20 protein-coding genes are annotated in these 26983 nt (G+C 75.9%); 16 read left to right on the top strand and 4 right to left on the bottom strand.

Annotated elements, in window-relative coordinates:
• The gene (locus ACH4PY_RS10285; RefSeq protein ID WP_398178492.1) at positions 1-747 is read right to left on the bottom strand and encodes a hypothetical protein; all 747 of its coding nucleotides are present in this window, start codon (positions 745-747) and stop codon (positions 1-3) included.
• Positions 748-1426: 679 nt separating this feature from the next.
• Here ACH4PY_RS10285 and ACH4PY_RS10290 point away from each other — a divergent pair.
• From ACH4PY_RS10290 to ACH4PY_RS10330, 9 genes are all read left to right on the top strand, one after another.
• Positions 1427-2644, top strand: coding sequence for a BTAD domain-containing putative transcriptional regulator (locus ACH4PY_RS10290; protein WP_398178495.1), 1218 nt, complete (start codon positions 1427-1429; stop codon positions 2642-2644).
• 5 nt (positions 2645-2649) lie between these two features.
• Positions 2650-4890, top strand: coding sequence for a TOMM precursor leader peptide-binding protein (locus ACH4PY_RS10295; protein WP_398179312.1), 2241 nt, complete (start codon positions 2650-2652; stop codon positions 4888-4890).
• A complete protein-coding gene (locus ACH4PY_RS10300; RefSeq protein ID WP_398178499.1) occupies positions 4887-7076 on the top strand; it encodes a TOMM precursor leader peptide-binding protein in 2190 nt (729 codons plus the stop codon). Before ACH4PY_RS10295 ends, ACH4PY_RS10300 begins: the two co-directional genes overlap by 4 nt.
• Positions 7077-7210: 134 nt before the next feature.
• The gene (locus ACH4PY_RS10305; protein WP_398178502.1) at positions 7211-8854 is read left to right on the top strand and encodes a nitroreductase family protein; all 1644 of its coding nucleotides are present in this window, start codon (positions 7211-7213) and stop codon (positions 8852-8854) included.
• Positions 8855-8929: 75 nt separating this feature from the next.
• On the top strand, positions 8930-11770 hold the full coding sequence (locus ACH4PY_RS10310) for a lantibiotic dehydratase (protein ID WP_398178505.1): 2841 nt from the start codon (positions 8930-8932) through the stop codon (positions 11768-11770).
• Between the two features lie 38 nt (positions 11771-11808).
• Positions 11809-12876 (top strand): lantibiotic dehydratase C-terminal domain-containing protein, encoded by a 1068-nt coding sequence (locus ACH4PY_RS10315; protein WP_398179315.1) that lies wholly within the window; start codon positions 11809-11811, stop codon positions 12874-12876.
• A gap of 1799 nt (positions 12877-14675) precedes the next feature.
• Positions 14676-15674, top strand: a complete 999-nt coding sequence (locus tag ACH4PY_RS10320) for an ABC transporter ATP-binding protein (RefSeq protein ID WP_398179318.1) — start codon at positions 14676-14678, stop codon at positions 15672-15674.
• Positions 15671-16477, top strand: coding sequence for an ABC transporter permease (locus ACH4PY_RS10325; protein WP_398178508.1), 807 nt, complete (start codon positions 15671-15673; stop codon positions 16475-16477). Before ACH4PY_RS10320 ends, ACH4PY_RS10325 begins: the two co-directional genes overlap by 4 nt.
• The gene (locus tag ACH4PY_RS10330) at positions 16474-18504 is read left to right on the top strand and encodes a TOMM precursor leader peptide-binding protein (RefSeq protein WP_398178510.1); all 2031 of its coding nucleotides are present in this window, start codon (positions 16474-16476) and stop codon (positions 18502-18504) included. Before ACH4PY_RS10325 ends, ACH4PY_RS10330 begins: the two co-directional genes overlap by 4 nt.
• Before the next feature lie 110 nt (positions 18505-18614).
• Here the strand turns inward: ACH4PY_RS10330 and ACH4PY_RS10335 are convergent, their stop codons facing one another.
• Entirely contained in the window at positions 18615-18800 is a 186-nt protein-coding gene (locus ACH4PY_RS10335) for a thiazolylpeptide-type bacteriocin (RefSeq protein ID WP_033175763.1), read from the bottom strand.
• Between the two features lie 123 nt (positions 18801-18923).
• Between ACH4PY_RS10335 and ACH4PY_RS10340 the strand changes: the two genes are divergently transcribed.
• A complete protein-coding gene (locus ACH4PY_RS10340) occupies positions 18924-20243 on the top strand; it encodes an amidohydrolase (RefSeq protein ID WP_398178515.1) in 1320 nt (439 codons plus the stop codon).
• Here the strand turns inward: ACH4PY_RS10340 and ACH4PY_RS10345 are convergent.
• A complete protein-coding gene (locus ACH4PY_RS10345) occupies positions 20240-20992 on the bottom strand; it encodes an N-acetyltransferase (RefSeq protein WP_398178518.1) in 753 nt (250 codons plus the stop codon). The genes ACH4PY_RS10340 and ACH4PY_RS10345 overlap by 4 nt on opposite strands.
• Before the next feature lie 122 nt (positions 20993-21114).
• Here ACH4PY_RS10345 and ACH4PY_RS10350 point away from each other — a divergent pair, with 122 nt between their 5' ends.
• The 6 genes from ACH4PY_RS10350 to ACH4PY_RS10375 all read left to right on the top strand — a co-directional run bounded on the left by ACH4PY_RS10350 (position 21115) and on the right by ACH4PY_RS10375 (position 25149).
• Positions 21115-21366, top strand: coding sequence for a hypothetical protein (locus ACH4PY_RS10350; RefSeq protein WP_398178521.1), 252 nt, complete (start codon positions 21115-21117; stop codon positions 21364-21366).
• A complete protein-coding gene (locus ACH4PY_RS10355; protein ID WP_398178523.1) occupies positions 21363-21764 on the top strand; it encodes a helix-turn-helix domain-containing protein in 402 nt (133 codons plus the stop codon). Before ACH4PY_RS10350 ends, ACH4PY_RS10355 begins: the two co-directional genes overlap by 4 nt.
• Before the next feature lie 104 nt (positions 21765-21868).
• The gene (gene uraD, locus ACH4PY_RS10360) at positions 21869-22381 is read left to right on the top strand and encodes a 2-oxo-4-hydroxy-4-carboxy-5-ureidoimidazoline decarboxylase (protein WP_398178526.1); all 513 of its coding nucleotides are present in this window, start codon (positions 21869-21871) and stop codon (positions 22379-22381) included.
• A gap of 11 nt (positions 22382-22392) precedes the next feature.
• Positions 22393-22776 (top strand): hydroxyisourate hydrolase, encoded by a 384-nt coding sequence (gene uraH / locus ACH4PY_RS10365; RefSeq protein WP_398179321.1) that lies wholly within the window; start codon positions 22393-22395, stop codon positions 22774-22776.
• A 4-nt stretch (positions 22777-22780) separates the two neighbouring features.
• Positions 22781-23671 carry a factor-independent urate hydroxylase gene (pucL, locus tag ACH4PY_RS10370; protein ID WP_398178530.1) on the top strand — a complete coding sequence of 297 codons (891 nt, stop codon included), beginning with the start codon at positions 22781-22783 and terminating at the stop codon, positions 23669-23671.
• Positions 23672-23769: 98 nt separating this feature from the next.
• Positions 23770-25149 (top strand): 8-oxoguanine deaminase, encoded by a 1380-nt coding sequence (locus ACH4PY_RS10375; RefSeq protein ID WP_398178533.1) that lies wholly within the window; start codon positions 23770-23772, stop codon positions 25147-25149.
• Between the two features lie 23 nt (positions 25150-25172).
• Here ACH4PY_RS10375 and aceB read toward each other — a convergent pair whose 3' ends face one another.
• Positions 25173-26804 carry a malate synthase A gene (aceB, locus tag ACH4PY_RS10380; RefSeq protein ID WP_398178536.1) on the bottom strand — a complete coding sequence of 544 codons (1632 nt, stop codon included), beginning with the start codon at positions 26802-26804 and terminating at the stop codon, positions 25173-25175.
• Positions 26805-26983 lie beyond the last annotated feature (179 nt).

A 26983-nucleotide genomic window follows, 5' to 3' on the forward strand; every position in this document is an offset into this window, starting at 1 on the left:
TCAGGACCGGCCGGGCTCCGGCGGACCGGACTGGATGAGCGCGTCGGCGGCCGGGTTGACCGGCTGCGGGGTGCCCGTGAGGTCCATGACGAACAGCGGCACGCCCAGCTGGTCGGCCCGCAGCCGCGCCTCGTACGCGTAACCGGCGAGCGAGAAGAACGCGCCGACCGCGTCCTCGTTGGCGCAGTTGAGCCACAGGCACTCGACGTCGCGCACCGGCGTCGGCTGGGTGCTGGGATCGACCTGGGCGACCAGGCCCCGGCCGCGCAGGTCGATGCCGTTGGCGGTGCGGTCGCCCGCGAGCCGCACGTCGGCGAAGCCGAGCCACTTCAGGTACTGGGCGGCCGCGGTGAGCGCGTCCCGCCCGGTGCGGATGGTGACGGGACGGAACGGCGGCCGGGCGGTGGTCGGCGGCGGTACCGTCCCGGCCGGGGCGGGCGCGCTGCCGCCGGGGGAGTGCAGCGGACCGGACGCCTCGGCGGCCTCGTCGTCCACCGGCAGGCGGATCAGCGCGCCGCAGGAGCAGCCCAGTTCGGGCCGCGGCCACTGGTCGGTGCGCCCGCAGCCGGGGCAGCGCAGCCGCACCCACGACTCGTCCCAGGAGCGGTGCACGACCTCGACCGGCGGACCGCCGCGCAGCACCGGCAGGCACAGCGGCGCCCCGCACGGGCAGGGGTAGGTCGGCGCCGTGTACGTATGGTCACGGCGGCAGGCCGGGCAGCGCACCGGCACGCTCTCCGCTGCCATGGCGGTCACCACTTCCGATCGGCGTCGTCACCCCCATAGTGCAGGAAGTGCCGCCTCCGGGTGGGTGGTTGGCGCGACTGTGTGTCGGTCCCGGCGGAACGCTGCGTCACCGTGCGCGACCGCCGGTGCGCCCGGCCCGTCCCGGGCCGGCGGCCGCCCGACCCGCGGCGATGATTAGGAATTGGCCGCGCAGGGTACTTCTTCTGAATTGCCGCCGACTTGGCGATGCCGCAGGTAAAGCCGCCGCGCGAAGAACGGCTGGTTAACGCTGCAAACACACGCCCGTAATAACTGCGAGTTATGTCCGATTGCTCGCTTCCGTGCCCGAGCGATGCGGCCCGGTTGGTCCTGTTTGGTGACCGGGATTCGGCGAACGGGCAGGTGGCGCGCACTGCTCGATCGGCGGCAAGGAATCGGCCACAATTGCTGGACAAGGTAAAGAGCATTGCCGTACTGTCCTCCGTGACCGCGAACGGCCTGATCGGCCGGGGTTGTCCGCTCCGCCTCCAAGCACACCGGGGAGGCGGTGGCCGTGGTCGTACGGGGCTACGGGGATGGTGGTGTGGTGGTCTGGCACAACACGCTCGAAAACGGTCTCAAAAACGGTACGGGAATAGCTCCGGAGAATGCGGGGCGGCTGCCGCAAGCCGCAGGTCACACCCGTTTCACGGTTCTCGGAATGCTGGCGGTGGCGGACGGCAGTGAATCCGTGGTGCTTCAGCCCTCGCGGCCCGCGGCACTTCTGGCTGCATTGTTGCTCAATGCGAATTCGGTGGTCTCCGTCGAATTCCTGCAGCGTGTCATCTGGGGCGAGGAGACACCCGCCCAGGGCAAGTCCGCGCTGCACAGCTGCGTTCTGCGCTTACGCCGGCTGTTCGGTAAGTACGGCATCTCCGGCAATATGATCGAGGCGGTGCCCGGTGGTTACCGGCTCACCGCGGACGCCGGGACGCTGGACCTCGTCCGCTTCCGTGAACTCCTCGGCTCCGCCTACGACGCGGCCGAACCGGAGGCCGAACTGCGGCTGCTGCGGGCCGCGCTGGCGCTGTGGCAGCCGCCGCTGCTCACCAACGTCCCCTCCGACCTGCTGCACCGCGACGAACTGCCCCGGCTCCAGGAGGAGTGGCTGCGCGCCATCGAGCGCGTCTTCGATCTCGAACTGGAGTGCGGCAGGTGCCGGGAGGCGGTCGCCGAGATCCGCTCCGCCGCACACGCGCACCCGCTGCACGAGCGCTTCACCGAGCAGTTGATGGAGGCGCTGGACCGGACCGGCCGCCGCGCCGAGGCACTCGCCGAGTACCGGCGGCTCAAGTCGCATCTGGCGAGCACCCTCGGAGTCGATCCCGGGCCCGCCCTCCAGCGGCTCGAACTGGCCATCCTGCGCGGCGAGTCGTCCGGCAGCGCCGAGGCCCGGCCGCCGTGGCAGCCGCCGCCCGCCCCGGTGGGCCCCGCGCCCGCGGCGGCCGGTGCGGACCCGGCTCCCGACGAGGCCGTGGACGGCGGCCGGGTGCTGGACAGCCTCGTCGGCGCGGGGCTGCTGGAGGAGGAGCCGAGCGGGCGCTACCGGGTGCACGAGCTGCTGCGGGTCTTCACCCGCGCCGCCGCGGCCGGCGGTGTCGGCGCGGCCCGGCCCGCCACGAGCGCCCCCGGCCCGGCGCCCCCGGACCCGCCCCCGGAGACCGCCGGCTCCCCGGCGCCCCCGCCCCCGGCTTCGCACACGGAGGCCCCGGCCTCCCCGCGCCCGGCCCCGTGCGCCCAGGCCCCCGGCCCCCCGGCCGCCGCCGGCGCACCCGGCGGCCGGAGCCCCGCACCCCCGGCGCCCGCCCGCGACGGGCGCCCCACCCCCACCGACCCGCAGCGGCCCCGGGCCGCAGGACCGCACCCCACGGAGGCGTGACTGACATGGCGTCCACCTACGACGAACTCGCCGGCACCAGGCCGCGGATCCGCCGCGACGTCCTCTACACCCAGACGCCCACCGGCGTGCACTTCCACAACGCGCGCGGCGGCTTCAGCGTCGTCATGCCCTCCGCCTACCGCTTCGCGACCGTCATCGTCCCGCACCTGACCGGCGACCACACGGTGGCCGAGCTGTGCAACGGCCTCGGCGACAAGCAGCGCGACATGGTCGTCCAGCTCGTCGGCACGCTCTACGCGCGTGGCTTCGCCCGCGCCGCCGAGCCCGCGCAGGACGCACCGGACGCGGTGGGCGACACGGTCGCCGAACGCTTCGCCGCGCAGATCGACTACATCGACCACTACACCGACGGCGCCGCCGACCGCTTCCGCCGCTTCCGGCAGACCCGGGTCGCCGTGCTCGGCGAGGACGCCGTCGCCCGCTGGGCCGCGCTCAGCCTGATCCGCAACGGCTGCGCCGCCGTCGCCGTACCGCGAGCCCTCGACCGCCCCGGCAGCGGCCTCGCCGACGTCCTCGCCGAAGCGGCCGCCCTGCGCGAGGCAGGCTGCCCCGCCGAGGTCACCCTGCTCGACCCGCCGCCCGGCGGACCCACCTGGGACGACCTCGACGGCCACGACCTCGTACTGCTCACCGGCCCGCACGGCCCACGCCGGCTCGCCCCGCTGCTGGACGCCGGGATACCCGCCGGACGCACCCTGCTGCCCGCCTGGCCCTACGGCGACTCCGTCGTCATCGGCCCGCTCATGACCCGGGACGGCAGCGGCTGCTGGACCTGCGCGGCCCTGCGGCTGGGCGCCAACGGCGAACCGGGCGCCGCCGCCGACCTGTGGAGCGCCGCCGCCCCCGGCGGCCCTTACGACCCGGCGGCCCAGGGCCTGGCCGGGCCGCTCGCCGCGATGGTCGGCAACCTGCTGGGCTACGAGGTCTTCCGCCGCACCACCGGCGTCCTGCCCGCCGAGACAGAGAACCAGCTGCTGATCCAGCACACCGACTCCCTCGACACCGTCGCCGAACCGCTGCTGCCGCACCCCCGCTGCCCGCACTGCGCCCCCGCCGCACCCGCCGCCGAGACCCCGGTGCGGCTCACCGACCTGCCGGGCTCCGCCGCCACCGGCGACGCCGCCGTCTCACCGCTGGGCGGCCCCGTCGGCAGCGGGGCCGAGGAGGAGGACGCCGCACAGGCCGCGCTCGCCGAGATCTCCGGCCGCTCGGTGCTCGTCCAGCCGCGCGCCGGGGTCTTCGCCGCCTACGCCGACGAGGACTGGACGCAGACCCCGCTCAAGGTGAGCACGGTGGTGCTCGGCACCGGCCACCGGGAGCGCCGCGAGATCACCGCCTTCGACGTCCACCACGTCGCCGGGGCCCGGCTGCGGGCGCTGCTGCGCGCCGCCGAGATGTACGGCGAGCACGTCGTGCCCGTGCGGGGCGCGCTCACCGGGCCGGAACTGGAGGCCGCCCGCGGCAAATGGCGCACGGTCGCGGCCGACAGGCTCGCCCTCGCCTCCGGGCTCGGCGCACCCGCCGAACCGGTCGCCCGCTGGTGCCCGGTGACGTCGCTGCTCACCGGCGAGACGGTGCTCGTGCCCGCGGCCGCACTGCGGCCCTTCGGCCCGGACAACCAGGCGCGCCAGGTCGAGGCCACGTCCGCGGGCAACGGCGCCGGGACGACCCCGGCCGCCGCCGTCGCCCGCGCCCTGCGCACCGCCCTCGCCCACGACACGCTGCGCCGGGCACTGGGCGGCGCAGCCGAGGTGCGCCGCCTGACCCCGGAGGAGGACGGCGACGACGCCGAACTGACCTTCCTGCTCCGCTCCGCCGCCGGGCTCGGCGCGGGCCTGGAGATCCTCGACCTCGGCGGCGGCGCCCTGCCCGTCGTGCTGGCCCGCGCGGCCGACCCGGCGGGCGGCGCGCCGCGCTGGACCGTCGCCGCGGCCCTGCGCCGCCGCGACGCGCTGCTGGCCGCCCTGCGCGACCTGCTCGGCGCCGTGCAGACCGGCCGCCCGCTCGACCCGGGCGACCCGCTGCTCGCCGACCTCGACCCGGCCGCCCTCGCGGTGGGCGGCGAGGCGCCCCCGGCCGCCGACACCACCTGGCCCGAGGCCGCCGCCGCCCTGCGCGCCGCGGGCCGCGACATCCTGACCGCCCCCGCCGACACCCCCGACCTGACCGCGGGCCGCATCCACACCGCCCGCGTCCTCCTCACCCTCGCCGAGCCCCGCGCATGACCCGCCCCCTGCCCCCGGCGGCCGAGCCCGCACCCCCGGCGCACGACGGCAGCATCGCCGCCGGCGCTCCGTCCGGCGGGACGGCCGTGCCCGCGGCCACGGACGACCCCGCCGGACCGGGTCCGGCCTCCCGGGTCGGACACGGCGGGCCGCTCGACGCCTTCTGCGCCGACCTCGCCGACCGCCTCGTCGCGAGCCTGCGCGCCCTGACCGGCGGGCGCGGGCCCGAGGTGGTGGTCGGCGCCCTCGGGGTGCGGGACGAACTCGCCGTCGGCGGCGAGTCCGGCGCGGACGCCGAAGGACGGGCAGGCGGCGGCGCGTCGGAGGGCGCCGCCCACCGCTTCGCCGCCGGGCAGGAACGGGGCGAGGGCGCGGGACCGGACGGGTCCGAGGCGTACTCCGGCCGCGCGCGGGCGCCGGGCGGCGCCGTCGGGGTCTTCCGCTACGGGCACCTCGTGCTCGTCGGGCCGTTCGTGCCCGGCGGGGGAGCGGGGTGCGGGCGGTGCCTGGTGCGGCGGTGGCAGGGGGTACGCGCGCGGGCGCTGCGGGAGGCGCTGGAGACGGGGGCCGGGACGCGGGCGGCCGGGGCCGGGCCGGTGGAGACGGCGTTCGGGATCGACGCGGTGGCCGCGCTCGTCGCCGCGCACCGCGAACGGCCGGACGGCGGCCGCGGCGGCCGGCACCCGTACGCCTTCCTCGTGGACGCCGAGACGCTGTGCGTGACGCGCTTCGCGTTCGTCCCGGACGCCGAGTGCCCGGACTGCGGGATGCGCCCGGCGGACACCGCGCAGGGCGCCCGGCTCGACCTCGCGCCCGCGCCGAAGCCCGCGCCCGACGTCTTCCGGCTGCGCCCGGCCGACGACTACGACGTGCCGTTCGAGGCGTTCGTCAACCCGGCGGCGGGCATGCTGGGCCCGTCCGTGGTGCCGGACCTCATCTCGGCGTCCACGTCCTCCACCGTGGGCTCGTTCCTGCTGCGCTCGGGCGACTACCTGCGCGAGTGCTTCTGGGGCGGGCACACCGCGCGCTACCGCTCCAGCGAGCGTGTCGGCCTGCTCGAAGGACTGGAGCGGTTCGCCGGGATGCGCCCGCGCGGCAAGCGCACCGCCGTCGTCGCCGCGTACGACGAACTCGCCGCCGAGCACACGCTCGTGGACCCGCGGCAGTGCGGCCTGTACGACGAGGCCTTCCACCGCGCGGAGCCGGACGTGCGGCCCTTCGACCCGGCGCGGCCCGTCCCGTGGGTGTGGGGCTGGTCGCTGCGCGACCGGCTGCCCGTGCTCGTCCCGGAGATCCTGGTCTACTACCACGCGCCCGGCGGCCTGCGGCGCCGCTTCGTGCAGGAGAGCTCCAACGGCTGCGCGTCGGGCGGGAGTCTGGCCGAGGCTGTCTACCACGGGCTGATGGAGGTCGTGGAGCGCGACGCCTTCCTGCTCGCGTGGTTCGGGCAGGCCCGGCTCCCCGAGATCGACGCCAGCACGTCGCGCGACCCGCAGACCCGGGCGACGATCGACCGGCTGGCGATGTACGGCTACCGGGCCCGCTTCTTCGACACCCGGATCAGCTTTCCGATCCCGGTCGTGACGGCGGTCGCCGAGCGTGTCGACGGCGGCCTCGGCCGCCTGTGCTTCGGCGCGGGCGCGGGCCTGGACCCGGAGTCCGCGCTCGCGGGCGGACTGTGCGAGATCGCCACCGACGCGGTCAACCTCCGCCGCCGGACCGCGCGCGACGAGCGGCGGCTGCGCGCGCTGGCCGCCGACTTCGACCGCGTGCAGGTGCTGCACGACCACCCGCTGATGTACGGGCTGCCGGAGATGGCCGAGCACGCCGCCTTCCTGCTGCGCGGCGACCGCCCGCGCGTCGCCCTCGCCGACCTCGCCGCGACGGGTCCGGGCACGCTCACGCCGGGCACCGACCTGCGCGACGACGTCGAGACGTGCGTCGGGGCGGTCGCGAAGGCGGGCTTCGACGTCGTCGTGGTCGACCAGACGATGCCCGAGCAGCGCGACCTCGGCCTGCACACCGCGAGCGTCCTCGTGCCCGGCCTGCTGCCCATCGACTTCGGCTGGCGCCGCCAGCGCGCCCGCCACCTGCCCCGTACGCGCACGGCCCTGCACGAAGCGGGCTTGCGCGAGCGGGAGTTGACCCCCGCCGACCTCAACCCCGCACCGCACCCCTTCCCCTGACCGGCCGGGCCGTGGGACCGAGCGCCGCCCGCGCCGCCCCGCGCCATCCGTACCGCCCGCACCGCGAACGCCCGCGCCACCCAAGGCCGCACCGCCCCGAAGACCCGCACCGCACGCGCAGAGAGGAAACGCCCGTGGGATTCGCCCATGAGTACGCGACCGCCATCGTCCGGCGGGGCCGTTATCCCATGGAGCCCGCCGACTTCGTACCCGACTGGGCCGACCGGCCGCGCAAGGGCAAGCACTTCCCCGGCGCCGCCGCGCTCCCGCTGCCGCAGGCCGTCGCCGACCCCGAAGCGACCGTGCAGCGCGGCCTGTTCGGAGCGGACGGGCCCCAGGGCCCGGACACCGGGGGCGCGTTCACCCTGCCGCTGCTCGCCGGGATGCTCCAGGAGTCCTACGGCCTGGTCGGGCGACGGCTCGCGGTGCAGGCCAACTCCGACCTCGGCACCCTGCCGATGTACACGCAGGCCAACTGGTCGCGCGGCAGCGCCTCGGGCGGCGGCCTCTACCCCGTCGGGGTGCACTGGGTCGCCGGGCCCTCCGGCCCGCTCACGCCCGGCGTCTACTACTACGACACCCCCCACCACGCGCTGCGGCGGCTGCTCGCCGGTGACGTGAGCGGCGAGGTGCGCGCGGCGCTCGGCGGCGGGGCGCGCTGGGCGGGCCACGACCAGTTCCTGGTCCTGGGCGTGCGCTTTTGGCAGAACGCCTTCAAGTACAACAGCTTCTGCTACCACGTCGTCACGATGGACACCGGCGCGCTGCTGCAGACCTGGCGGATCTGGGCCGCCGCCCACGGGCTGCGCGTCGGCCCGGCGTTCTGGTTCGACGAGGCGCGGCTCGGCCGCCTGCTGGGCCTGGGGCAGGACGAGGAGGGCGTCTTCGCAGTCGTCCCGCTCGCCTGGGAAGGCGCCCCGGCCCCGGCTCCCGGCCCCGCCGCGCCGCCCGCCGACGTCCCCGTCCCCGTTCCCGCGAGCGCCGCGGCCCCGCGGGTGCGGCACACCGACCAGGAGCGCTCGCACGTCACCATGACCTTCGAGACGGTGCGGCGCATGCACGCCGCGACGCTCGACCGCGCCGCCGAGCGCCCCGCGCCCGGCGCGCTGGACACCGCCCTCGCGCCGCCGGTGCCGGACGGCGGCGACCGCGTCGCGCTGCCCGCGCCGCGCCCGCTGGACACCCCCGTGAGCAGTGCGCTGCGCGCCCGCCGCAGCAGCTTCGGCCGCTTCCAGGCGACCCGGCCGCTGCCCGCGCGGGACCTGTCCACGGTGCTGGCCGCGATCGCCGCGGCGGGCACCCTCGACAGCGACGCCGAGACGCCGGACACCGGCTCGCTCAGCCGCAGCTACGTCTTCGTCAACCACGTGGACGGCGTCGCCCCCGGCATCTACCTGCACGACACGGCGGACGGGACGCTGCGGCTGCTGAAGGCCGGGCCGTCCGGCGCCTTCCTCCAGGAGAACTACTTCCTGGCCAACTACAACCTGGAGCAGGCCGCCGCCGTCATCGTGCCCGCCGCCCGTACCCACGCGGTGCTGGACGCCGTCGGCGACCGCGGGTACCGGCTGGTCAACGCGGTGATCGGCGGGATCTCGCAGGCCGTCTACACCGCGTCGGCCGCCGCCGGGCTGTCCTGCGGGGTGGCGCTCGGCTTCGACGCGATCTCCTTCACCGAGGAACTCGAACTGGAGGCGACCGGCGAGGTGCCGCTGCTGATCATGATGATCGGCCACGAGCGCCCCCGCCCCGCCGGTTTCCGCCACGAGATCGCCTGACGCCGTGCACGGCGACGTATCCGACGACGACACGGGCCGGGCCGGACAGCGGTCCCGGGCACAGAAGGGAGCGGCATGAGCGTCGACGACGCCGCGCCGGAGAGCGGGAACACCCCGCGGGACTGGCACCTGCACCGCCGCTTCATGCTGCGCGTGGCGGGGCTGCCGGTGGAGGCCGTGCACAGCCTGCGCAGCCCCGCGGCCCGCGACTGGGCCGCCGGGACGCTCGCCGCCGAGCGCGACGCCGCCCGGCTCGCGGACGAGCTGAACGACCCGCTGACCGTGCTGGTGAAGGCCACCGAGGACGGTGCGCGGCGCCGTACGGTGCTCGCGCTGCGCCGCGCGGTCTTCAACGGCCGCCTGCCGCAGGACGTGGACGCGGTACGGAGCCTCGCCGCGGAAGCGGACGGCGATGGCGGTGACGGTGGCAGTGGCGGTGACGGTGGCGGTGACGGCACGGGCGGGCTGCTGCTGCGCTGGCTGGACGCCCGGCTGCGGCTCGACGCGCTCGCCCGCGCCGGGGGCCCGCTGGTGGACGCCGAACTCGCCGCGGCCCGGGGCCGGTTGCGGGAGCTGGTCGGTGAGGAGCGGCTGCGGCTCGGGCTCGCGCTGGCCTCCCCGACGCTGGAGGGACAACTCGACGCCTTCATGGCCGACACCGCGCCCGTCCCCGACAAGCGCGCCCGCAAGAAGGAGCGCTCGCTGCTGGCGTACCTCTACCGCACGGCGTGCAAGACCAGCCCGTTCAGCACCTTCACCGCCGTGGCCGAGGGCGGCTTCGCCGCGGACGCCGGACCCGAGGTGCGCACCGGCGGCGGCTGGACGAGCCACCCGCGGCTCAACGTCGTGGTGCTGGCCCGGCTCGCCGAGCTGGTCGCCGCCGACCCGGGCCGGCGCGGCGACCTGCCCGTCACCCTCTCGGCGGGCTGGGAGGTCGACGAGGACCGCATCCGCTACGTCCGCCGCTCGGTGACCGCGGGCGACGACAGCGCCGCCGTCAGCTTCGACGCGGCCCACGACCGGCTGTTCTTCCTGCGCAACAGCGGCACCCTGGAGCGAATGACCGCGCTCTTCCGGGCACGCGGCCGGCTGCGGCACGCCGAGCTGACCGGCTGGCTGACCGCCCAGACCGGCGCCGCGCCCGAGGACGCCGCCCACTACGCGGGCACCCTGCTGGACCTCGGCATCCTCCAGATGACCGGCCTGGAGACCGACGTCCACACCACCGACCCCCTGCGCTCCTTCGCCGCCGCGCTGCGCGCCCTGGAACGCCCCTGGGCCGAACCGCTCGCCGCCCGGCTGGACGGCGCCGCCGCGCTCGTCGACCGCTACCCGGCCGCGGACGCCGCGGGGCGCCGCGCGCTGCTCGGCGACCTGCGCCGCGACCTGCTGGCGGTGCAGGCCGACCTCGGCGCGCCGTCCCCGGCGCTGCCGCAGACCCTGCTCTACGAGGACGTCCGGGAGGACGGCGTCACCGCGGATCTCGCGCAGTGGGAGGAACTGGCTGCCGCGCCGCTGCACGAACTGCACGGCATCCTCCCGGCGTTCGACGTGGCACTGCCGCAACGGCTCACCCTCAAGGGCTTCTTCCTCGCCCGCTACGGGCGCGGCGGGCGCTGCGACGACCTGCTGCGGCTCGTCCACGACTTCCACGAGGACATCTTCACGCAGTACCTGCAGTTCACCTCGACCAAGTCGCCCTGGGCGGCCGACGGCAGCCCCGCCCCCGAGGAGAACTGGCTCGGCATGCCCGAGGTCGCCGCGCTCGACCGGGCCCGCGCGGAATTCACCCGGCGGATGCGCGAGGCATGGGCCGCCCACCCCGACGGGGAGCCCGAACTGTGCCTGGACGAGGACACGGTGGCCGCCGTCCGCACCGAACTCGCCCCCCTCGGCCGCCCGTTCGCCCCGCACAGCCACTTCCTCCAGCTCGCCCGGCGCGACGGCGACCCGCTCGTGGTCCTCAACAACTCCTACGGCGGCCTCGCCTTCCCCTTCACCCGCTTCACCCACTGCTTCGACGACGCGGCCGCGCACGGCGTCCCCGACGCCGTCCCCGCCGAAGGGCTCACCGAGCGGCTGCGCGCACAGCTGCGGGAATGGCAGCCGCCCGGCGCGGTCTTCGCCGAGATCACCGCGGGCTCGGCCACCACCAACCTCAACCTGCACGGCCGGCTCACCGACCACGAGATCGTCTGCCCCGGCGAGACCAGCACCGCCCCGCCCGAGGCCCGGATCGACCTCGACGACCTCTACGCCGAGCACGACGCCGACGCCGACCGGCTGGTGCTGCGCTCGCGGCGGCTGGACGCCGAGGTCGTGCCGCTCTACCTCGGCTACCTCGTGCCGATGGTGCTGCCCGAGGTGCCGCGCACCCTGCTGCTGCTCTCACCCACCTCCCGCGCCTCCGTCGACGCCTGGCGCGGTGTGCCCGAAGGCCCGGACCGCGCCGGGGTCACCTCCCGGCCCCGGGTCCGCTACCGCGGCCTGGTCCTGCACCGCAGGTCCTGGACGGCCGCGCCCGGCGCGCTCCCGGCCCGCCCGGCAGGCACGGACGAGGCCGCGGCCTACCTGGCATGGCAGCGCTGGCGGCACGAACACGGCCTGCCCGACCGGGTCTTCGCCACCGTCCACGAGGAACGGGCGGCGGACGCGGGCGGCGTCGGCGCCGTCTTCGGCGGATCCAAGCCGCACTACGTCGACTTCGACAGCCCGCTGTCGCTGCTCGCGCTGCACGCCCTGACCGACGGCGGCCGCCACAAGGCGGTCTTCGAGGAGATGCTGCCGGGCGAGGACGAGCTGCACGTGCGCTCCCCCCGCGGCCACCACGTCGCCGAACTGGCCGTGGAAATCGTCCCCCGCGCGGCCCACCCCGCCGCCGCGGCCCGGCCAGGAAGGCAGGACCCCGCCGTATGACCACCCACGGCATCACCCACGGCATCAGCCAGGGCGCCATCGAGGACACCACCGAGGACACCACCCGCGCCGCCGCCGGGACGCGCGGCGCGTGGCAGGCCTACCACGTCTTCTACGCCGCCAGCCCGCGGCCCTTCCTCCAGCGCTGCGCGCGCCCGCTGGTCGCCGAACTCACCGCGGAGGGCCTGCTCGACGGCTGGTTCTTCATCAACTACTGGCTGGAGGGCCCGCACATCCGGCTGCGCCTGCGCCCCTCCTCGGCGGAAGCCTCCGCCGCCGTCGCCGAGCGGGCGACCGCGGCGATCGAGACGTTCCTGCGCGAGCGCCCGGCCCTCTACGAGGTCAAGGGCGGCTTCATGGCCGACCTCTACCAGACGCTCTTCGCCCTCGAATACCCCGGCGGCGCGCCCGCGGGCCTGGTCGACGCCGAGGGCCACATGAAGCTGCGGCCCAACAACTCCTTCAGCCCCGAGCCCTACGAGCCCGAGTACGGCAAGTACGGCGGCCCCGCCGGGGTGGAGCTGGCCGAATGGCACTTCCAGCGCTCCAGCGAACTGGTCTCCGGCGCGGCGGGCTCGATGAACCTGCACCTGCGGACCGTACTGCTGGGCGTGGCCGCCCAGTTGATGATGACCATGTCCGGCTGCCTGCTGCGCGAGGAGGACGCGCTGCTCGCCTTCCTGGACCGTTACCACGACTTCTGGAACTCCGCCTTCGCCACCACCAACTACACCGCGCAGGACGGCTACGACCGCGCCTACCGCACGATGGAGGCGCTGCCCGAGCGCTTCCAGCACATCCGCGCCGCGGTCGCCGAACCCGCGCCCGAGCGGCTGCCGAGCCTCCTCGCCGGATGGGCCGAGCACTGCCTCGACCTGCGTGAGCGCGTCGTCGCCCTGGCCCAGGCCGGGGACCTGGTCTTCCGCTCCTGGGACGGCACGCGCGACCTGCCCGTCGACGACCCCGACCAGGCCCTGCCGATGCTGCTGTCGCCGTACATGCACATGACCAACAACCGGCTGTCGGTGTCCGTCCGCGACGAGGCCTTCCTCTCCTACGTCCTGGCCCGCGCGCTGCGCGAGCCCCGGCCCACGGCGGCGCCATGACCGCCACCAGCGGCGCGCTGCTCGCCGCGCGCCCCGCGCTGCGCCCCGGCATCCTCGTCGGCCCGCCCCTGACCCGCGGCCCCGCGGTCGTCCACCTCCTCAAGGACCCCGAGACCGGAGTACGGCTGGAGGTCGGCCCGAAGGAGCACTTCATCATCGCCCGCCTCGACGGCACGCGCTCCCTGGGCGAGATCGGCACGGAGTACGCCGCGCACTTCGGAGCGCGGCTCGGCGACGCGCAGTGGGGCCGGATGATGCGGCTGCTCGGCACGCGGCAGCTGCTGGCGGTGCCGCCGTCGGCAGCGGGCGCCCCCACCGCCGCTGCCGCGCGCACAGCGCCCGGTCGCACCGCGGACGACGCCGGTCAACGGCCGCGGCGCGGAAGCCTGTTCAGCGGGCGGACGCGGATGGTCGCGGACGCGCCCGCGCTCATGGACCGGCTGCACGCCGCCACCGGCTTCGCCCGCCGCCGGGTCGTCGTCGGGGTGCTGTTCGCGCTGTCCCTCGCCGTGGTCGCCGCCGTCGCCGCCCGGCTCGGCGAACTGGCCGACCAGACGCGCGAGCTGTACCACCAGCCGGTCGCGCTCGCCGCCGTCGGCTGCGTGCTGTGGGTGAGCCTGGGGCTGCACGAGATCGCCCACGGACTCGTCGCCCGCGCGTACGGGCTGCGGGTCGGCGAGATCGGCCTGCGGCGCGTGTGGGGCGTCATGACGTACCTGTACTGCGAGGTCGAGGACGTGCAGTTCCTCACCCGGCGCGGCCGCCAGATCGCGGTGGCGGCGGCGGGCGCGGTCGCCAACCTGCTCTTCCTGGTGCCCTTCTGGCCGGTCTGGGCCCTGCTCCCGGACCACGCCCAGGCCCTGCCCTTCCTCGGCGGCCTGCTCCTGCTCGGCACCGCGATGGCCCTCCTCAACCTCGTCCCCCTCCCACCCCTCGACGGCTACAAGGCCCTCGGCTACGCCCTCGGCACCCTCCGCCTGGCGACCGAGAGCCGCACCTTCCTGACCCTGGCAGCCCGCGCGATCCGCTCCCCGCGCGCGGAAGAGCGACCCGCCGCGACGGCCGCCCCGGAGGCCACGGGGTCCGTGTCGCGCGCCGCGTACGCGTCGGCCGGGAGCGGGGCATCCGCCTCCCCGGACGCGTCGGCGGGCGTGCGTGTCACGCCCGCCCCGGAGGTCACCGGGTCCGTGTCGGGAGCCGCGTACGCGTCGGCCGGGGGCGGCGCGGGCCCCTCGCCGGAGGCCGCGGGCGGGGGCGGGGCATCCGCCGGGACCGCTTCCGCGGGAGCGGCGCCCGCCGACGTGCACGCGTCGGCCGGGAGCCGCGCGGGTGCGTCTGCCCCCGGGAGCGGGGGCCGCCCGCGCGTGCCGGACGCCCGCGCGCAGGTGCGCCGCTACCCCGCGCGGCTGCGCACGCTCTACGCCGGATACGGCGTCCTGTGCGCGCTGCTCGCGCTCGCCGTGCTCGCGGGCTTCGGGCTCGCCGTCCGGGCGATGCTCCCGGACGGCTGGCGGGACTGGTCGGGCTTCCTGCCCGCCGCCGTGATCGCGGCCGCGTGGCTGCTGCGGCTGGTCGGCCTGCGCTTCGCGGCCCGCCGCCCGCAGCCCGGCGGCGCGGCGGGGGAGTCCGCCACCGCGCCCGCGGGCACCCGGGGCCGCCCCGGCGCGGAGCCCGGCCCGCACGTGCCCGCCGACAGCACGGCCACCGCCGCCGGGCGCGGCGGTCCCACGGGCGCGGGCCCGTACGCAACCACCCCGCCGGACGGCGAACCGCAGCAGGAGAAACGGGAGAAGGGGCACATGACAGCACAGCCGCGGCCGGAGGGGACGGCCATCGTGCTCGACGGCGTCACCAAGGTGTACGGGGAGGTGCGCGCGCTCGACGACGTGTCGCTGACCGTCGCGCAGGGGGAGTTCTTCGGGATCCTCGGGCCCAACGGGGCCGGGAAGACCACCCTCGTGGAGATCGTCGAGGGCATGCGCAAGGCCGACGCGGGCACCGTCAGCGTGTTCGGGACGAGCCCCTGGCCGCGCAACACCGCGCTGCTGCGGCGGATCGGCGTCCAGACGCAGACGTCCGCGTTCTTCACCCGGCTCACCGCGTGGGAGCACCTGGAGACCGTCGCCGCGCTGCACGGCGCCGACCGGGCCGCCGCCCGGCACGCGCTGGAGCTGGTGGGCCTGACGGGCAAGCAGCGCAGCCGGGTCGACGAGCTGTCGGGCGGCCAGCGCCAGCGCCTCGCCCTGGCCACCGCGCTGGTGCACCAGCCGGATCTGATCTTCCTCGACGAGCCGACCGCCGCCCTCGACCCCGAGGCCCGCCGGTCGCTGTGGGCGGTGCTGCGCGACCTGCGCGGGGAGGGCCGCACCATCGTCTACACCACGCACTACCTCGACGAGGCCGAGGCGCTGTGCGACCGGGTCGCGATCGTCGCGGGCGGCCGGATCGTCGCGCTGGACAGCCCCGGCGCGCTCGTCCGCTCGATGGCCGCGCCCGCCCGGCTGCTGGTGCCCGCCGGCCGCATCACCGTGGAGCAGGCGCGCACGGTCGAGGGCGCGGAGCGGGTGCTCGTGGAGGGCGGTGAGGTCGTCATCGAGACGCACCACGCCAACCGCACGCTGGTCGCGCTCGCCGCGCTGGTCGACATGGACGCGATCCAGACCAGGACGGCCACCCTGGAGGACGCCTACCTGCGGCTGACGGCGAGCCCGCCGCCGGGCACGGCGTCCGCACCGCCCGACCACGACGACGAACGGGCCGCGCACACCGCCGCGGCGGGAACGGAGCAGCGCCGATGACCGCCACCCCCGCGCTCGACACCAAGGACGGCGCCGCGCCCGCCGCGGTGCCGGGCCCGTACCGGACGCTCACCCGGGCCGCGTTCCTGGCCTCGGTGCGCGACCGCACCACCGTCTTCTTCACGTTCGCCTTCCCGCTGGTCTTCCTCGTCGTCTTCGGCCTGCTCTTCCGCGGCCAGTCCGTCAACGGCGACCTGCCATACATCAACTACGTCGCCCCCGGCGTCCTCGCCTGGGGTGTCGGCAACGCGGCGCTCTTCGGCCCGGCGTTCGCGCTCATGCACTGGCGCCGCGACGACATCCTGCGGCTCATCTGGCGCACCCCGACCCCGCTGCCCACCGTGCTGGGCTCGCGGCTGCTGGTCGCCATCGGCGTGGGCCTGACGCAGGCGGTGCTCTTCACCGCGGTGGCGCTGCTGCCGTTCTTCGGCCTGCACCTGGACGGGAGCTGGCCGCTCGCGCTGCCGCTGCTCGTGTTCGGGGTCACGGCCTTCCTCGCGCTAGGCCTGGTCGTCGGCAGCCTCGCCGACACCCCCGAGGCGGTCGCGGCCATCGCCAACTGCGTGATGGTGCCGATGGCGTTCCTGTCGGGCGCGTTCTACCCGGCCGACCTGCTGCCCGGCTGGATCCGCACCGCCTCCTGGATCCTGCCGCTGCGCTACCTCGACGACGGTCTGACCGACGTGCTCGCCGGGCGCGCCTCGCTGGGCTCGCTCGCGGTCGACTGCGGCGGCCTGATCGCCTTCACCGCCGTCTTCGGGCTCATCGCCGCCCGCATCTTCCGCTGGAGCAACCGGACATGACGACCGAGACCGTTGGGCGACCCGCCGCCGTCGCCGTGGTGCCGCCGCTGGAGGCCGCCGCCGCGGACCTGGCGGCACGCCTCGCCGCCCGCGCCGCTGCCGCGGGGCTGCCCGCGCCCCGGGTCGCCGCCGTCGGCGGCCACGACCTGCTGCGCCCCGAGCCCCCGCGGGCCGCCGCCGCCCGCGCCGCCGCGACCGTCCACCTCACCGCGGACGCCGTCCTCGTCGGCCCGTGGGGCGGTACGGCGCAGGCCGCGGCGTGCGGCTGCTGCCTGGCCATCCGCTGGCAGCGGCTGCGCACCCGCACCGAACGCGAGGCCCTGGAGACCGGCCAGGCCCGCTCGGCGGCGGGCGCCTGGCCGGTCCTCCCCGACTGGACCGTGGACGCGGTGTGGGCGCTGTGCGCGGCGGTGGGGGAGCGCACGGCGGCGGGTTCCCACCCGGCACCGGGCGCGGCGGGCGCGGCGGACCCCGCGCCCCGCACACCCGCCCTGCCCGACGACCGGCTGCCGCGGGTCACCCGGCTGGACCTGGAGACCGGGCAGCTCAGCACCGTCCCGCTGCTGGCCGATCCGCTGTGCCCGCACGCCCCGCACGCCGCGCACGGCGAAGCCCACGGCACCGCACCCGCCGCACCCGCCGCCGACTTCGACGGTTTCCCCGCCTCCCGCCCCAAGCCCGCGCCCGACCGCTACCGGCTGAAGGCGCCCGGCGCCTACGGGCTGCCCTTCGCCGCGCTGGCCAACCCGGTGTGCGGTGTGCTCGGCGCGGGCACCTGGAGCGACGTCACCTCGCCCACCACCGCGCCCGTCGCGGGCAGCGTCTTCATGCGCGGTTACGCGGGTCTCACCGACGTGACGTGGAGCGGCCAGTCGCACTCCTTCGCCGCGAGCCGCGACCTGGCCTTCCTGGAGGGTCTGGAGCGCTACGCGGGCACCCACCGCCGGGCGGTCGGCGGCGTGGTCACCGACACGTACACCAACCTCGGCGAGTCCGCGCTCGACCCGCGCGCGTGCGGGCTCTACACGCCCGAGACCTACCGCGACGACCCGATGATCGCGCCCTTCGACCCCGAACGCCCCATCCCGTGGGTCCAGGGCTGGTCGCTGCGCGACGACCGGCCCGTGCTCGTGCCCGCGCGGCTCGTCTACTACAGCGCGGGCACCTCCGCCGACCACTTCGTCTTCGAGTGCTCCAACGGCTGCGCCACCGGCAGCTGCCTGGAGGAGGCGGTGCTCTTCGGCCTGCTCGAACTCGTCGAGCGCGACGCCTTCCTGCTCGGCTGGTACGGCGACGCGCCGCTCACCGAGATCGACCTCGGCGCGTGCGGCAACCCCGTGCTGCGCGCGATGACCGACCGGGCCGCGCTGTGCGGCTACGACGTGCACGCCTTCGACAACCGCATCGACCTCGCCGTGCCTGTCGTCACGGGCCTGGCCGTGCGCCGGGACGGCGGCCCCGGCACGTACGCCTTCGCCGCCGGCGCCGCCTTCGACCCGGAGACCGCGATCGAGGCGGCGGTGTCGGAGATCCTCACCTACCTGCCGCACCTGCCCCGTCAGGTGGCCGAGCGGCCCGCCGAACTCGACGCCATGGCCGACGACTTCGGCCTGGTGCGGCGGCTGCCGGACCACGCGGCGCTGTTCGGGCTGCCGCGCATGGGCGAGTACGTCCGCGGTTACCTGGACCCCCCGGCGGTGCGGACGCCCGGCGAGCTGTACGCGGACTGGGAGCGGGGGCGGCCGCGCGGCCGGGACCTGCGCGACGACGTGCGCCTGCTCACCGCCGAACTCGCCGCCGCGGGCTGCGACGTGATCGTGGTGGACCAGACCGCGCCGGAGCAGCGCGCGATGGGGCTGCGCACGGTGTGCACCATCGCCCCCGGGCTGCTGCCGATCGACTTCGGCTGGGCGCGGCAGCGCGCTCTGACGATGCCGCGGCTGCTGACCGCCCAGCGGCGGGCCGGGCTGCGCGCCGACGACCTGCCCGAGGCGGCGGTCCGCCGGGTGCCGCACCCCTTCCCGTGAGTCCGCTTCCGGCGAGTCCGCTTCCGGTGAGTGCGCCGGAGGCCGGAACGCACGACCGCTCCGCCACCCGTACGCAGCGGGTGGCGGAGCGGCGGACGACGAGGAAGCCGTCAGGCGGTGCAGGAGGTGGTGCTGGTGGTGCTGGAGCACGTGCTGGTGCTGGAGCAGCTGGTCGACGAACCGAGCATGACCTCGCTGGCGTCCGAGTAGTCGGTGATCTCGAAGGTCTCGGACTCCAGCTCCAGGATCTCCTGGGCCAGCGACGCGAGCGGCGTGTCCTGCTTGGTGATCGCCATGGTGACTCCCTCTTCTCGGCGGGGGACGCGGCCCGGTCCGGGCCGGCCGACCCTTTTCTACGCGCGTCCACTGACCGATCCGCTGTCACTTCGCTGTCACGCCCGTCCCCCGAGGAGCACCTGATGCCGAACGGCCCCACCCCCGCGCCGCCGCGGGCCCCCGCGGGCGCCGTGCCCCGCGCGGTGCTGGCCCGCGCCGCCGAGCTGTACGTCGCGCTGCACCGCGACCCCGAGCTGTCGGGGGCCGAGGAGCGCACGGCGGCGCGGTTCGCGGCCGCGCTGCGCGCCGCGGGACTCGACGTCACCGGCGGCGTCGGCGGACACGGCGTGGTCGGCGTGCTGAGCAACGGGCCCGGACCCGTCGTCATGCTGCGGGCCGAACTCGACGCGCTTCCCGTGCGCGAGGCCACCGGTCTGCCGTACGCGAGCGATGCCACCGCGCCCGGCCCGGACGGCGGCACCGTCCCCGTCATGCACGCGTGCGGCCACGACGCGCACCTGGCCGCGCTCGCCGGGGCCGCCGACCTGCTCGCCGCCGGGGCGGACGGCTGGCGCGGCACGCTGCTGGCGGTGGGGCAGCCCGCGGAGGAGACGCTCAGCGGCGCGGCGGCCATGCTCGGCGACGGGCTCTACGCACGCTTCCCGGCCCCCGCGGCGGTGCTGGCCCAGCACCTCGTGCCGCTGCCCGCGGGCATGGTCGCGCACGCGGAAGGGCCGCTGCTCGCGGGCAGCGTGACGCTGCGGGTGGTGCTGCACGGCCGCGGCGGGCACGCCGGGGCGCCGCAGCTCGCCGCCGACCCGGTGGTCACCGCGGCGGCGGTCGTGCTGCGGCTCCAGACGGTGGTGTCCCGCGAGGCGGCGCCCGGCGAACCGCTCGTGGTCACCGTCGGCTCGCTGCGCGCGGGCGCCCCCGGCGCGGGCAACGTCATCGCCGACCGGGCCACCCTGGAAGTGACGGTACGGGCCTTCGGCGACGCGACCCTGGACCGCGCGGTCGCCGCCGTGCGGCGCATCGTGCGGGCCGAGGCGGCCGCCGCCCCCGAACCGGCGCCCCCGGAGCCGGAGTTCACCGTCCTGAGCCGCTCCACCCCCACCGTGCCGGACACCGCGCTGACCGCCGCCGTACGCGCCGCCCACCACACGGCGCTCGGCCCGCACCGCGTCACCCGCTGGCAACCCTCCCTCGCCACCGAGGACTTCGCCCTCTTCGGCGAGGCCGGCCGCGCCCTGCACGGCGTCACCGGCATCCGCACCGCCTACTGGATGCTGGGTGCGACCGGCCCGCGCGCCTGGGCCGAGGCCCCGGGCCCGGACCCCGCGTCCCGGCTCGCGGCCCTCCCGCCCAACCACTCCCCGCACTTCGCCCCGCACCCGCGCCTCACCCTGGAGACCGGCATCACGGCCCTGACCACGGCCGCGCACGCGGCCTTCACCGCTCCCTAGAGCGCGTGCCGCACCCACACGTTGGGCTCGACGTAGACGGCGTGGCCGTGCGCGGTGTCGCAGATGACGGGGGACAGCGCGCCCGGCACGACGACCTCGCCGTCGCGGTCGAAGGGCAGGCCCGTCCAGGCGCGCCACTGGGCGAGCGAGCCGCTGACGGTCATGGACGCCGGGGCGACCTTCTCCACGGTGCCGCCCGCCTTGATGTGGACGCGCAGCCAGGGGTCCGCGGGGAGGCCGTCGTCGCGGGTGCGGCGGACGTACTCGGTCATGGGCTCGTGCGGGTGCAGGTGTTTGGCGTTGGGGCGCACGGGTGCCAGCAGGGAGTGGTGGCCCTGCCGGGCGACGGCCTGGCGCATCGCGTCGAGCATCCGGTAGGACAGGCCGCGGCCCAGGTAGTCCTGGTCGAGGGTGATCTCCAGCGCGCTGGCGACCGTCGGCGGGGTGCCGGTGGCCCGGTCGCGCACCGCCCAGCCGAGCACGCGGTCCCAGCCCTGGTCGGGCAGTTCCTCGCGGCCGTCCAGCTCGGCGTTGAAGGGGACGCTGAGGCCGCGGGCCACCACGCGGTCGCCGACGGTCGCCACGACGCAGTAGTCGGGGAAGTCGTGCACCACGCGGCCCAGGAGTGAGGCCGCGAGCAGGTCACCCCCGGTGAAGGCGGGCCAGGTGTCGGCGATCTCGTAGACGCGGGCGGCCAGGTGCGGGCGGTCCGCTATCCGGGTGACGGTGAGCGGGTCGGTGGCGTTCATCCGAACGATCCTGCCACAGGCGCGCGCACCGGCCGGAGTGCCCCTACCTGCGGGAAGCCGCGCCGCGTAGGGTCGGGCCGCCGCCCCGCGCGGGGTTGGGCCGACCACGGAGGAGGGGACGCGTGCGACTGAGGCTGGAGTTCACGACCGAGCCGTTCGACCTGGACGAGCCGCCGCGGCACGCCGTGGTCGCACGGGAGGTGGTCGAGGGCGGGACGCTGGAGGGGGTCGAGGTCGGGCCGTTCGGCAACACCGCGGAGGGCGCGGCGGAGGAGGTCGTCGCGGCCGTCTCCGAGCTGCTGCACCGTACCCTCGCCGCCGGGGCGACCCGGATATCGCTCCAGGTCAGCGCGCTGCCGGAGAGCGGGGCATGACGGCGGGCGGGGAGGGCCCGGAGCACCCCTTCGCGCGCGCCCTCGGGCCGCTGGTGGACGCCATCGGCGGCGAGCTGCTCGCCCCGGCGGCCGCGCGGCCCGAGGACGTCGTGCTGAGCTGGGAGGGCGCGCCCGTCGTCGCCGTACGGCTGCCGCACCTCGCGGACTCCCTGGACCACCTGCTCGCCGACCTGCGCCGCCGTCACGGGCGCCCGCTCGCCGAGCTGGGCCGCAAGGAGAAGCAGCAGGCCGTGCGGCAGCTGGAGGAGCGCGGCGCGTTCGTGGTCCGGCACGGCGTGGAGACCGTCGCGGCGGCCCTCGGGGTCAGCCGCTTCACCGTCTACAACTACCTCAACCGGGAGGGCCCGGCCCCGGCGCCGCCCGCCGAGGGGTCGTGAGCGCCGAGGGGCCGTGAGCGCCGAGGGGCCCTGAGAGGAAACCGTAACGGCGAGTTTTCAACAAATTGTTGACGCCCTTTCGCGGCGGCTCCTAGCGTGCCCGTGTGACCTCCCGCACCCCGCCGGGGCTCTCCCGGCTCAACCAGGCCGACGCGGCCGCCGCCGTGGCGCTGCTGCGCGAGGTGTGCGCGAGCACCGCGTGGTGCGCGGACGTGGCCGCCGGGCGGCCGTACGCGCACGCCGACGAGCTGCTCGCGGCGAGCGACTCGGCGATGACCCGGCTGACCGCCGCCGACCTGCGCGAGGCGATGGCCGCGCACCCGCCGATCGGGCGGCCCGCGCCCGGCGACCCCACCTCGGCCCGCGAGCAGTCCGGCGTGGCGGCGCGGGAGCGCGCGGAGCTGCTGGAGCTGGGCGAGGCCTACCGGCGGGCGCACGGCCATGTCTTCCTGATCTGCGCCACCGGCGCCTCCGGTGCCCTGATACGGGAGGCGCTGCGCTCCCGGACCGGCAACGACGAGGCCACCGAACGCGAGATCGTCCGCACCGAACTGGGAAAGATCAACCGCATCAGACTCGGCAGGCTCGCGGCGACCGCCCAGGAGGCCACCCCATGACCGACGACCCCATGACCGACGACCCCGTGACCGACGAGCCCGCAGCGGACGTTCCGGCGGACGGCCCCGCCACCGTCTCCACCCACGTCCTGGACACCGCGGCGGGCCGCCCGGCCACCGGCGTGCCCGTCACGCTCGCCGTCCGCGCGGGCGCCGCCGCCCCCTGGACGGACCTCGGCCGCGCCACGACCGGCCCCGACGGCCGCTGCACCGCCCTCCCCGCCCTCCCCGCGGGCACCACCCACGCCCGGCTCGTCCTCGACACCGCCGCCCGCGCGGCCGGTGCCGCCTTCTTCCCGGAGGTCGCGGTGGCCTTCGCCGTCACCCCGGGCGAGCACTACCACGTACCGCTGCTGCTCAGCCCGTTCGGCTACTCCGTATACCGAGGGAGCTAGCGAGATGCCCACGACGCTCGGCCACAACCGGTACGGCAAGGCGGAGACGCGCGTCGTGCGCGTCACCCGCGACGGCCGCACCCACCACCTGAAGGACCTCAACGTCTCGGTCGCGCTGACCGGCGCGATGGAGGCCGTCCACCTGTCCGGGTCCAACGCCGCCGTGCTGCCCACCGACACCATGAAGAACACCGTGCTGGCCTTCGCCCGCAAGTACGGCATCGCCTCCGCCGAGGACTTCGGCCTGCTGCTGGCCCGGCACTTCGTGACCGCCCGGACCTCTGTCCGGCACGCCCGGATACGGATCGAGGAGTACGCCTGGGAGCGCGCCCCGGGCGGCTCCGGCCACTCCTTCGTGCGCCGCGGCGGCGAGGTGCGCACCGCCGAGGTGTCCTTCGACGGGGAGCGCTGCGAGGTCGTGGCCGGGCTCACCGGGCTCGTCGTGCTCAACTCCACCGACTCGGAGTTCTGGGGCTTCGCCCGCGACCCGTACACCACCCTCCAGGAGACCCGCGACCGTATCCTCGCCACCGAGGTGGACGCCCGCTGGCGCTACGCCTGGAGCGGCGCGGAGACCCCGGTGCCCGCGTGGGACGACGCCTGGGCCCGCGCCCGCGGCGACCTGCTCACGGCTTTCGCGGACACCTACTCGTACTCCCTCCAGCAGACGCTGTACGCGATGGGCTCCCGGGTCGTCGAGGGCAGCGCGGCGGACGCCGCGGTCGACGAGGTGCGGCTCGCGCTGCCGAACAAGCACCACTTCCTCGCCGACCTCGCGCCCTTCGGCCTGGACAACGAGGACGAGGTGTACATCGCCGCCGACCGCCCCTACGGGCTCATCGAGGGCACGGTGCTGCGCGAGGGCGCCGAGGCCCGCATCCCGGTCACCGGCTGACCGGCTGACACCGGCTGACACCGGCTGACACCGGCTGACCGGCCCACCCGTATACGACGTCACGCACGAGGGTCCGCCCGACGGAAGAGGTACAGCCCATGCCCGCAGCAGAGCGCATCGTCATCGAGAACTGCGCCGTCGCCACCGTGGACGCCGCCGGCACCGAGTACGCCGCGGGCCATGTCGTCGTCGCGGGCGGGGTGATCGAGGCGGTCGGCGCGGGCCCCGCGCCCGCCGCGGCGGCCGAGGGCGCGGACCGCCGCATCGACGGCACCGGGCACCTGGTGACCCCGGGCCTGGTCAACACCCACCACCACTTCTACCAGTGGCTCACCCGCGGCATGGCCCAGGACAGCAACCTCTTCGACTGGCTCGTCACGCTCTACCCGGTGTGGGCGCGGATCGACGAGGACATCGTGCACGCGGGCGCCGCCGGGTCGCTCGCGATGATGGCCCGCGGCGGGGTGACCACCGCGATGGACCACCACTACGTCTTCCCGCGCGGCACCGGCGACCTGCTCGGCGCGGAGATCCGCGCCGCCGCCGAGACCGGTGTGCGCTTCACCGCCGCGCGCGGCTCCATGGACCGCGGGACGAGCGACGGCGGGCTCCCGCCGGATTTCGCCGTGGAGTCCACGGACGCCGCGCTGAAGGCGACCGAGGCCGCGATCGACGCCCACCACGACCCGTCGTTCGGCTCGATGCTGCACATCGCCGTGGCCCCCTGCTCGCCCTTCTCCGTGTCGACCCGGCTGATGACCGAGGCCGCGGAACTGGCCCGCCGCAAGGGCGTACGGCTGCACACGCACGGCAGTGAGACGGTGCAGGAGGAGGCCTTCTGCCACGAGCTGTTCGGCATGGGCCCCACCGACTACTTCGAGTCCACCGGATGGCTCGGCGCGGACGTGTGGATGGCGCACTGCGTGCACATGAACGACGCCGACATCGCCGCCTTCGCCCGCACCGGCACCGGGGTGGCGCACTGCCCGTCCTCCAACGCCCGGCTCGCCGCCGGGATCGCCCGGGTGCCCGCGATGCTCGCCGCCGGGGTGCCGGTCGGCCTCGGCGTGGACGGCACCGCCTCCAACGAGTCCGGCGAACTGCACACCGAGCTGCGCAACGCCCTGCTGGTGGCCAGGCTCGGCGCGGGCGAGAAGGCGCTCGACGCCCGCCAGGCGCTGCGGCTGGCCACCATGGGCGGCGCCCAGGTGCTGGGCCGGTCCGCCGAGATCGGCTCGCTGGAGCCGGGCAAGCTCGCCGACCTGGTGCTGTGGAAACTGGACGGGCTCGGCCACGCCTCGATCGCCGACCCGGTCGCCGCGCTGGTGCTGGGCGCCGCGGCCCCCGTCACGCTGTCGCTCGTCGGCGGCGAGGCCGTCGTCGAGCACGGCAGGCTGACGCGGGTGGACGAGGACGACGTCGCCCGGCTCACCCGCGCCCAGGCCCGCCGCCTCGCCGAACGGGCGGGCCTGGCCTAGACCCTGTCCAGGAGTGCGCCGCCTCAGCCGGTGAGCTGCCGGTAGGCGGGCAGCGTCAGGAACTCGACGTAGTCGCGGTCCAGCGCGAGCCGCAGCAGCAGCTCGTGCGCCTCCTCCCAGCGGCCCGCCGCGAAGGCGTCCTCGCCCAGCTCGGCGCGGATCGCCACCAGGTCGTCGGCGGCCACCTCGCGCACCAGCTCCGGCGTGACCTTCTGCCCGTCGTCCAGCACCACACCGGCGTTGACCCACTGCCAGATCTGCGAGCGGGAGATCTCGGCGGTGGCCGCGTCCTCCATGAGGTGGAAGATCGCGACCGCGCCCGTACCGCGCAACCACGCCTCGACGTAGCGCACACCCACCTGCACCGCGTTGCGCAGGCCCGCGGCGGTCGGCCGGGCGTCCAGCGAGGCGATGTCGATGAGCTGGGCGGCGGTGACGTGCACGTCCTCGCGCAGCCGGTCCTTCTGGTGCGGGCGGTCGCCGAGCACCGCGTCGAAGGACGCGCGGGCGATCGGCACCAGGTCGGGGTGGGCGACCCAGGAGCCGTCGAAGCCGTCGGCCGCCTCCCGGTCCTTGTCCGCCCGGACCTTCTCGAACGCCGTCGCGTTGACCTCCGGGTCGCGCCGCGAGGGGATGAACGCCGCCATGCCGCCGATCGCGTGCGCGCCGCGCCGGTGGCAGGTGCGCACCAGCAGTTCGGTGTAGGCGCGCATGAAGGGCGCGGTCATGGTGACCGCGGCCCGGTCCGGCAGCACGAAGCGCTCGCCGCCGTCCCGGAAGTTCTTCACGATCGAGAAGAGGTAGTCCCAGCGGCCCGCGTTGAGCCCGGAGGCGTGGTCACGCAGCTCGTAGAGGATCTCCTCCATCTCGTACGCCGCGGTGATCGTCTCGATCAGGACGGTGGCGCGGATCGTGCCGTACGGGATGCCGAGCGCCTCCTGCGCGGAGGTGAACACGTCGTTCCACAGCCGGGCTTCGAGGTGCGACTCGGTCTTGGGCAGGTAGAAGTACGGGCCCTTGCCGAGGTCGAGGAGCCGCCGCGCGTTGTGGAAGAAGTACAGCCCGAAGTCGACGAGCGCGCCCGGCACCGGCTCGCCGTCCACCGTCAGGTGCCGCTCGTCCAGGTGCCAGCCGCGCGGCCGCACCACGACGGTGGCCAGTTCCTGCGCCGGGCGCAGCGCGTACGACTTGCCCTCGGGGGTGGTGAAGTCGATGCGCCGCTCGTAGGCGTCGGTCAGGTTGAGCTGCCCGCCGATGACGTTCGCCCAGGTGGGCGCCGAGGCGTCCTCGAAGTCGGCGAGCCAGATACGGGCGCCGGAGTTGAGCGCGTTGACCGTCATCTTGCGGTCGGTGGGCCCGGTGATCTCGACCCGCCGGTCCTCCAGCGCGGGCGGCGCGGGCGCCACCCGCCAGCTGTCGTCATCGCGGATGTGCGCGGTCTGCGGCAGGAAGTCGAGTGTCGCGGTACGGGCGATCTCCGCCCGGCGGGCGGCGCGCAGCGCCAGCAACTCGGCGCGCCTGGGCGCGAAACGGCGGTGCAGCCCGCCGAGGAACTCCAGCGCCGCGGGCGTCAGCACCTCCTCCTCGCGCGGCACGGTGTGCCCGGCGGTCCCGGTGACGACGGCGGCTGCGGACGGCGGTGTCGGTGCGGACATGCGGTCGGTTCCTCCTGGACTGGGCCGGTCCGTCCGGCGGTCGGCGTGCGCGCCGGGAGACCGGTGTCGGTGGATCTTCTGCATGGCGAAGCATAGTTTTCGCACTGCGGAATCTCAATGCGACCGGGCGGTGCCGCCCGCGCTGCCGGGCGGGGCCGGTGGCGTGCGGCGCTGCCGCC

Origin of the sequence: Streptomyces sp. NPDC021224 (genome assembly GCF_044332905.1) — a bacterium.
GTDB lineage: Bacteria > Actinomycetota > Actinomycetes > Streptomycetales > Streptomycetaceae > Actinacidiphila.

Bases quoted from the DNA above. Each gene is read 5' to 3' on its own strand.
- ACH4PY_RS10290 (WP_398178495.1), top strand. From the start codon at position 1,427: ATGCTGGCGGTGGCGGACGGCAGTGAATCCGTGGTGCTTCAGCCCTCG.
- ACH4PY_RS10295 (WP_398179312.1), top strand. From the start codon at position 2,650: ATGGCGTCCACCTACGACGAACTCGCCGGCACCAGGCCGCGGATCCGC.
- uraH (WP_398179321.1), top strand. From the start codon at position 22,393: ATGACCGACGACCCCGTGACCGACGAGCCCGCAGCGGACGTTCCGGCG.
- pucL (WP_398178530.1), top strand. From the start codon at position 22,781: ATGCCCACGACGCTCGGCCACAACCGGTACGGCAAGGCGGAGACGCGC.
- ACH4PY_RS10285 (WP_398178492.1), bottom strand. From the start codon at position 747: ATGGCAGCGGAGAGCGTGCCGGTGCGCTGCCCGGCCTGCCGCCGTGAC.
- ACH4PY_RS10320 (WP_398179318.1), top strand. From the start codon at position 14,676: ATGACAGCACAGCCGCGGCCGGAGGGGACGGCCATCGTGCTCGACGGC.
- ACH4PY_RS10330 (WP_398178510.1), top strand. From the start codon at position 16,474: ATGACGACCGAGACCGTTGGGCGACCCGCCGCCGTCGCCGTGGTGCCG.
- ACH4PY_RS10345 (WP_398178518.1), bottom strand. From the start codon at position 20,992: ATGAACGCCACCGACCCGCTCACCGTCACCCGGATAGCGGACCGCCCG.
- ACH4PY_RS10310 (WP_398178505.1), top strand. From the start codon at position 8,930: ATGAGCGTCGACGACGCCGCGCCGGAGAGCGGGAACACCCCGCGGGAC.
- ACH4PY_RS10355 (WP_398178523.1), top strand. From the start codon at position 21,363: ATGACGGCGGGCGGGGAGGGCCCGGAGCACCCCTTCGCGCGCGCCCTC.
- ACH4PY_RS10375 (WP_398178533.1), top strand. From the start codon at position 23,770: ATGCCCGCAGCAGAGCGCATCGTCATCGAGAACTGCGCCGTCGCCACC.
- ACH4PY_RS10340 (WP_398178515.1), top strand. From the start codon at position 18,924: ATGCCGAACGGCCCCACCCCCGCGCCGCCGCGGGCCCCCGCGGGCGCC.
- aceB (WP_398178536.1), bottom strand. From the start codon at position 26,804: ATGTCCGCACCGACACCGCCGTCCGCAGCCGCCGTCGTCACCGGGACC.
- ACH4PY_RS10300 (WP_398178499.1), top strand. From the start codon at position 4,887: ATGACCCGCCCCCTGCCCCCGGCGGCCGAGCCCGCACCCCCGGCGCAC.
- ACH4PY_RS10325 (WP_398178508.1), top strand. From the start codon at position 15,671: ATGACCGCCACCCCCGCGCTCGACACCAAGGACGGCGCCGCGCCCGCC.
- ACH4PY_RS10335 (WP_033175763.1), bottom strand. From the start codon at position 18,800: ATGGCGATCACCAAGCAGGACACGCCGCTCGCGTCGCTGGCCCAGGAG.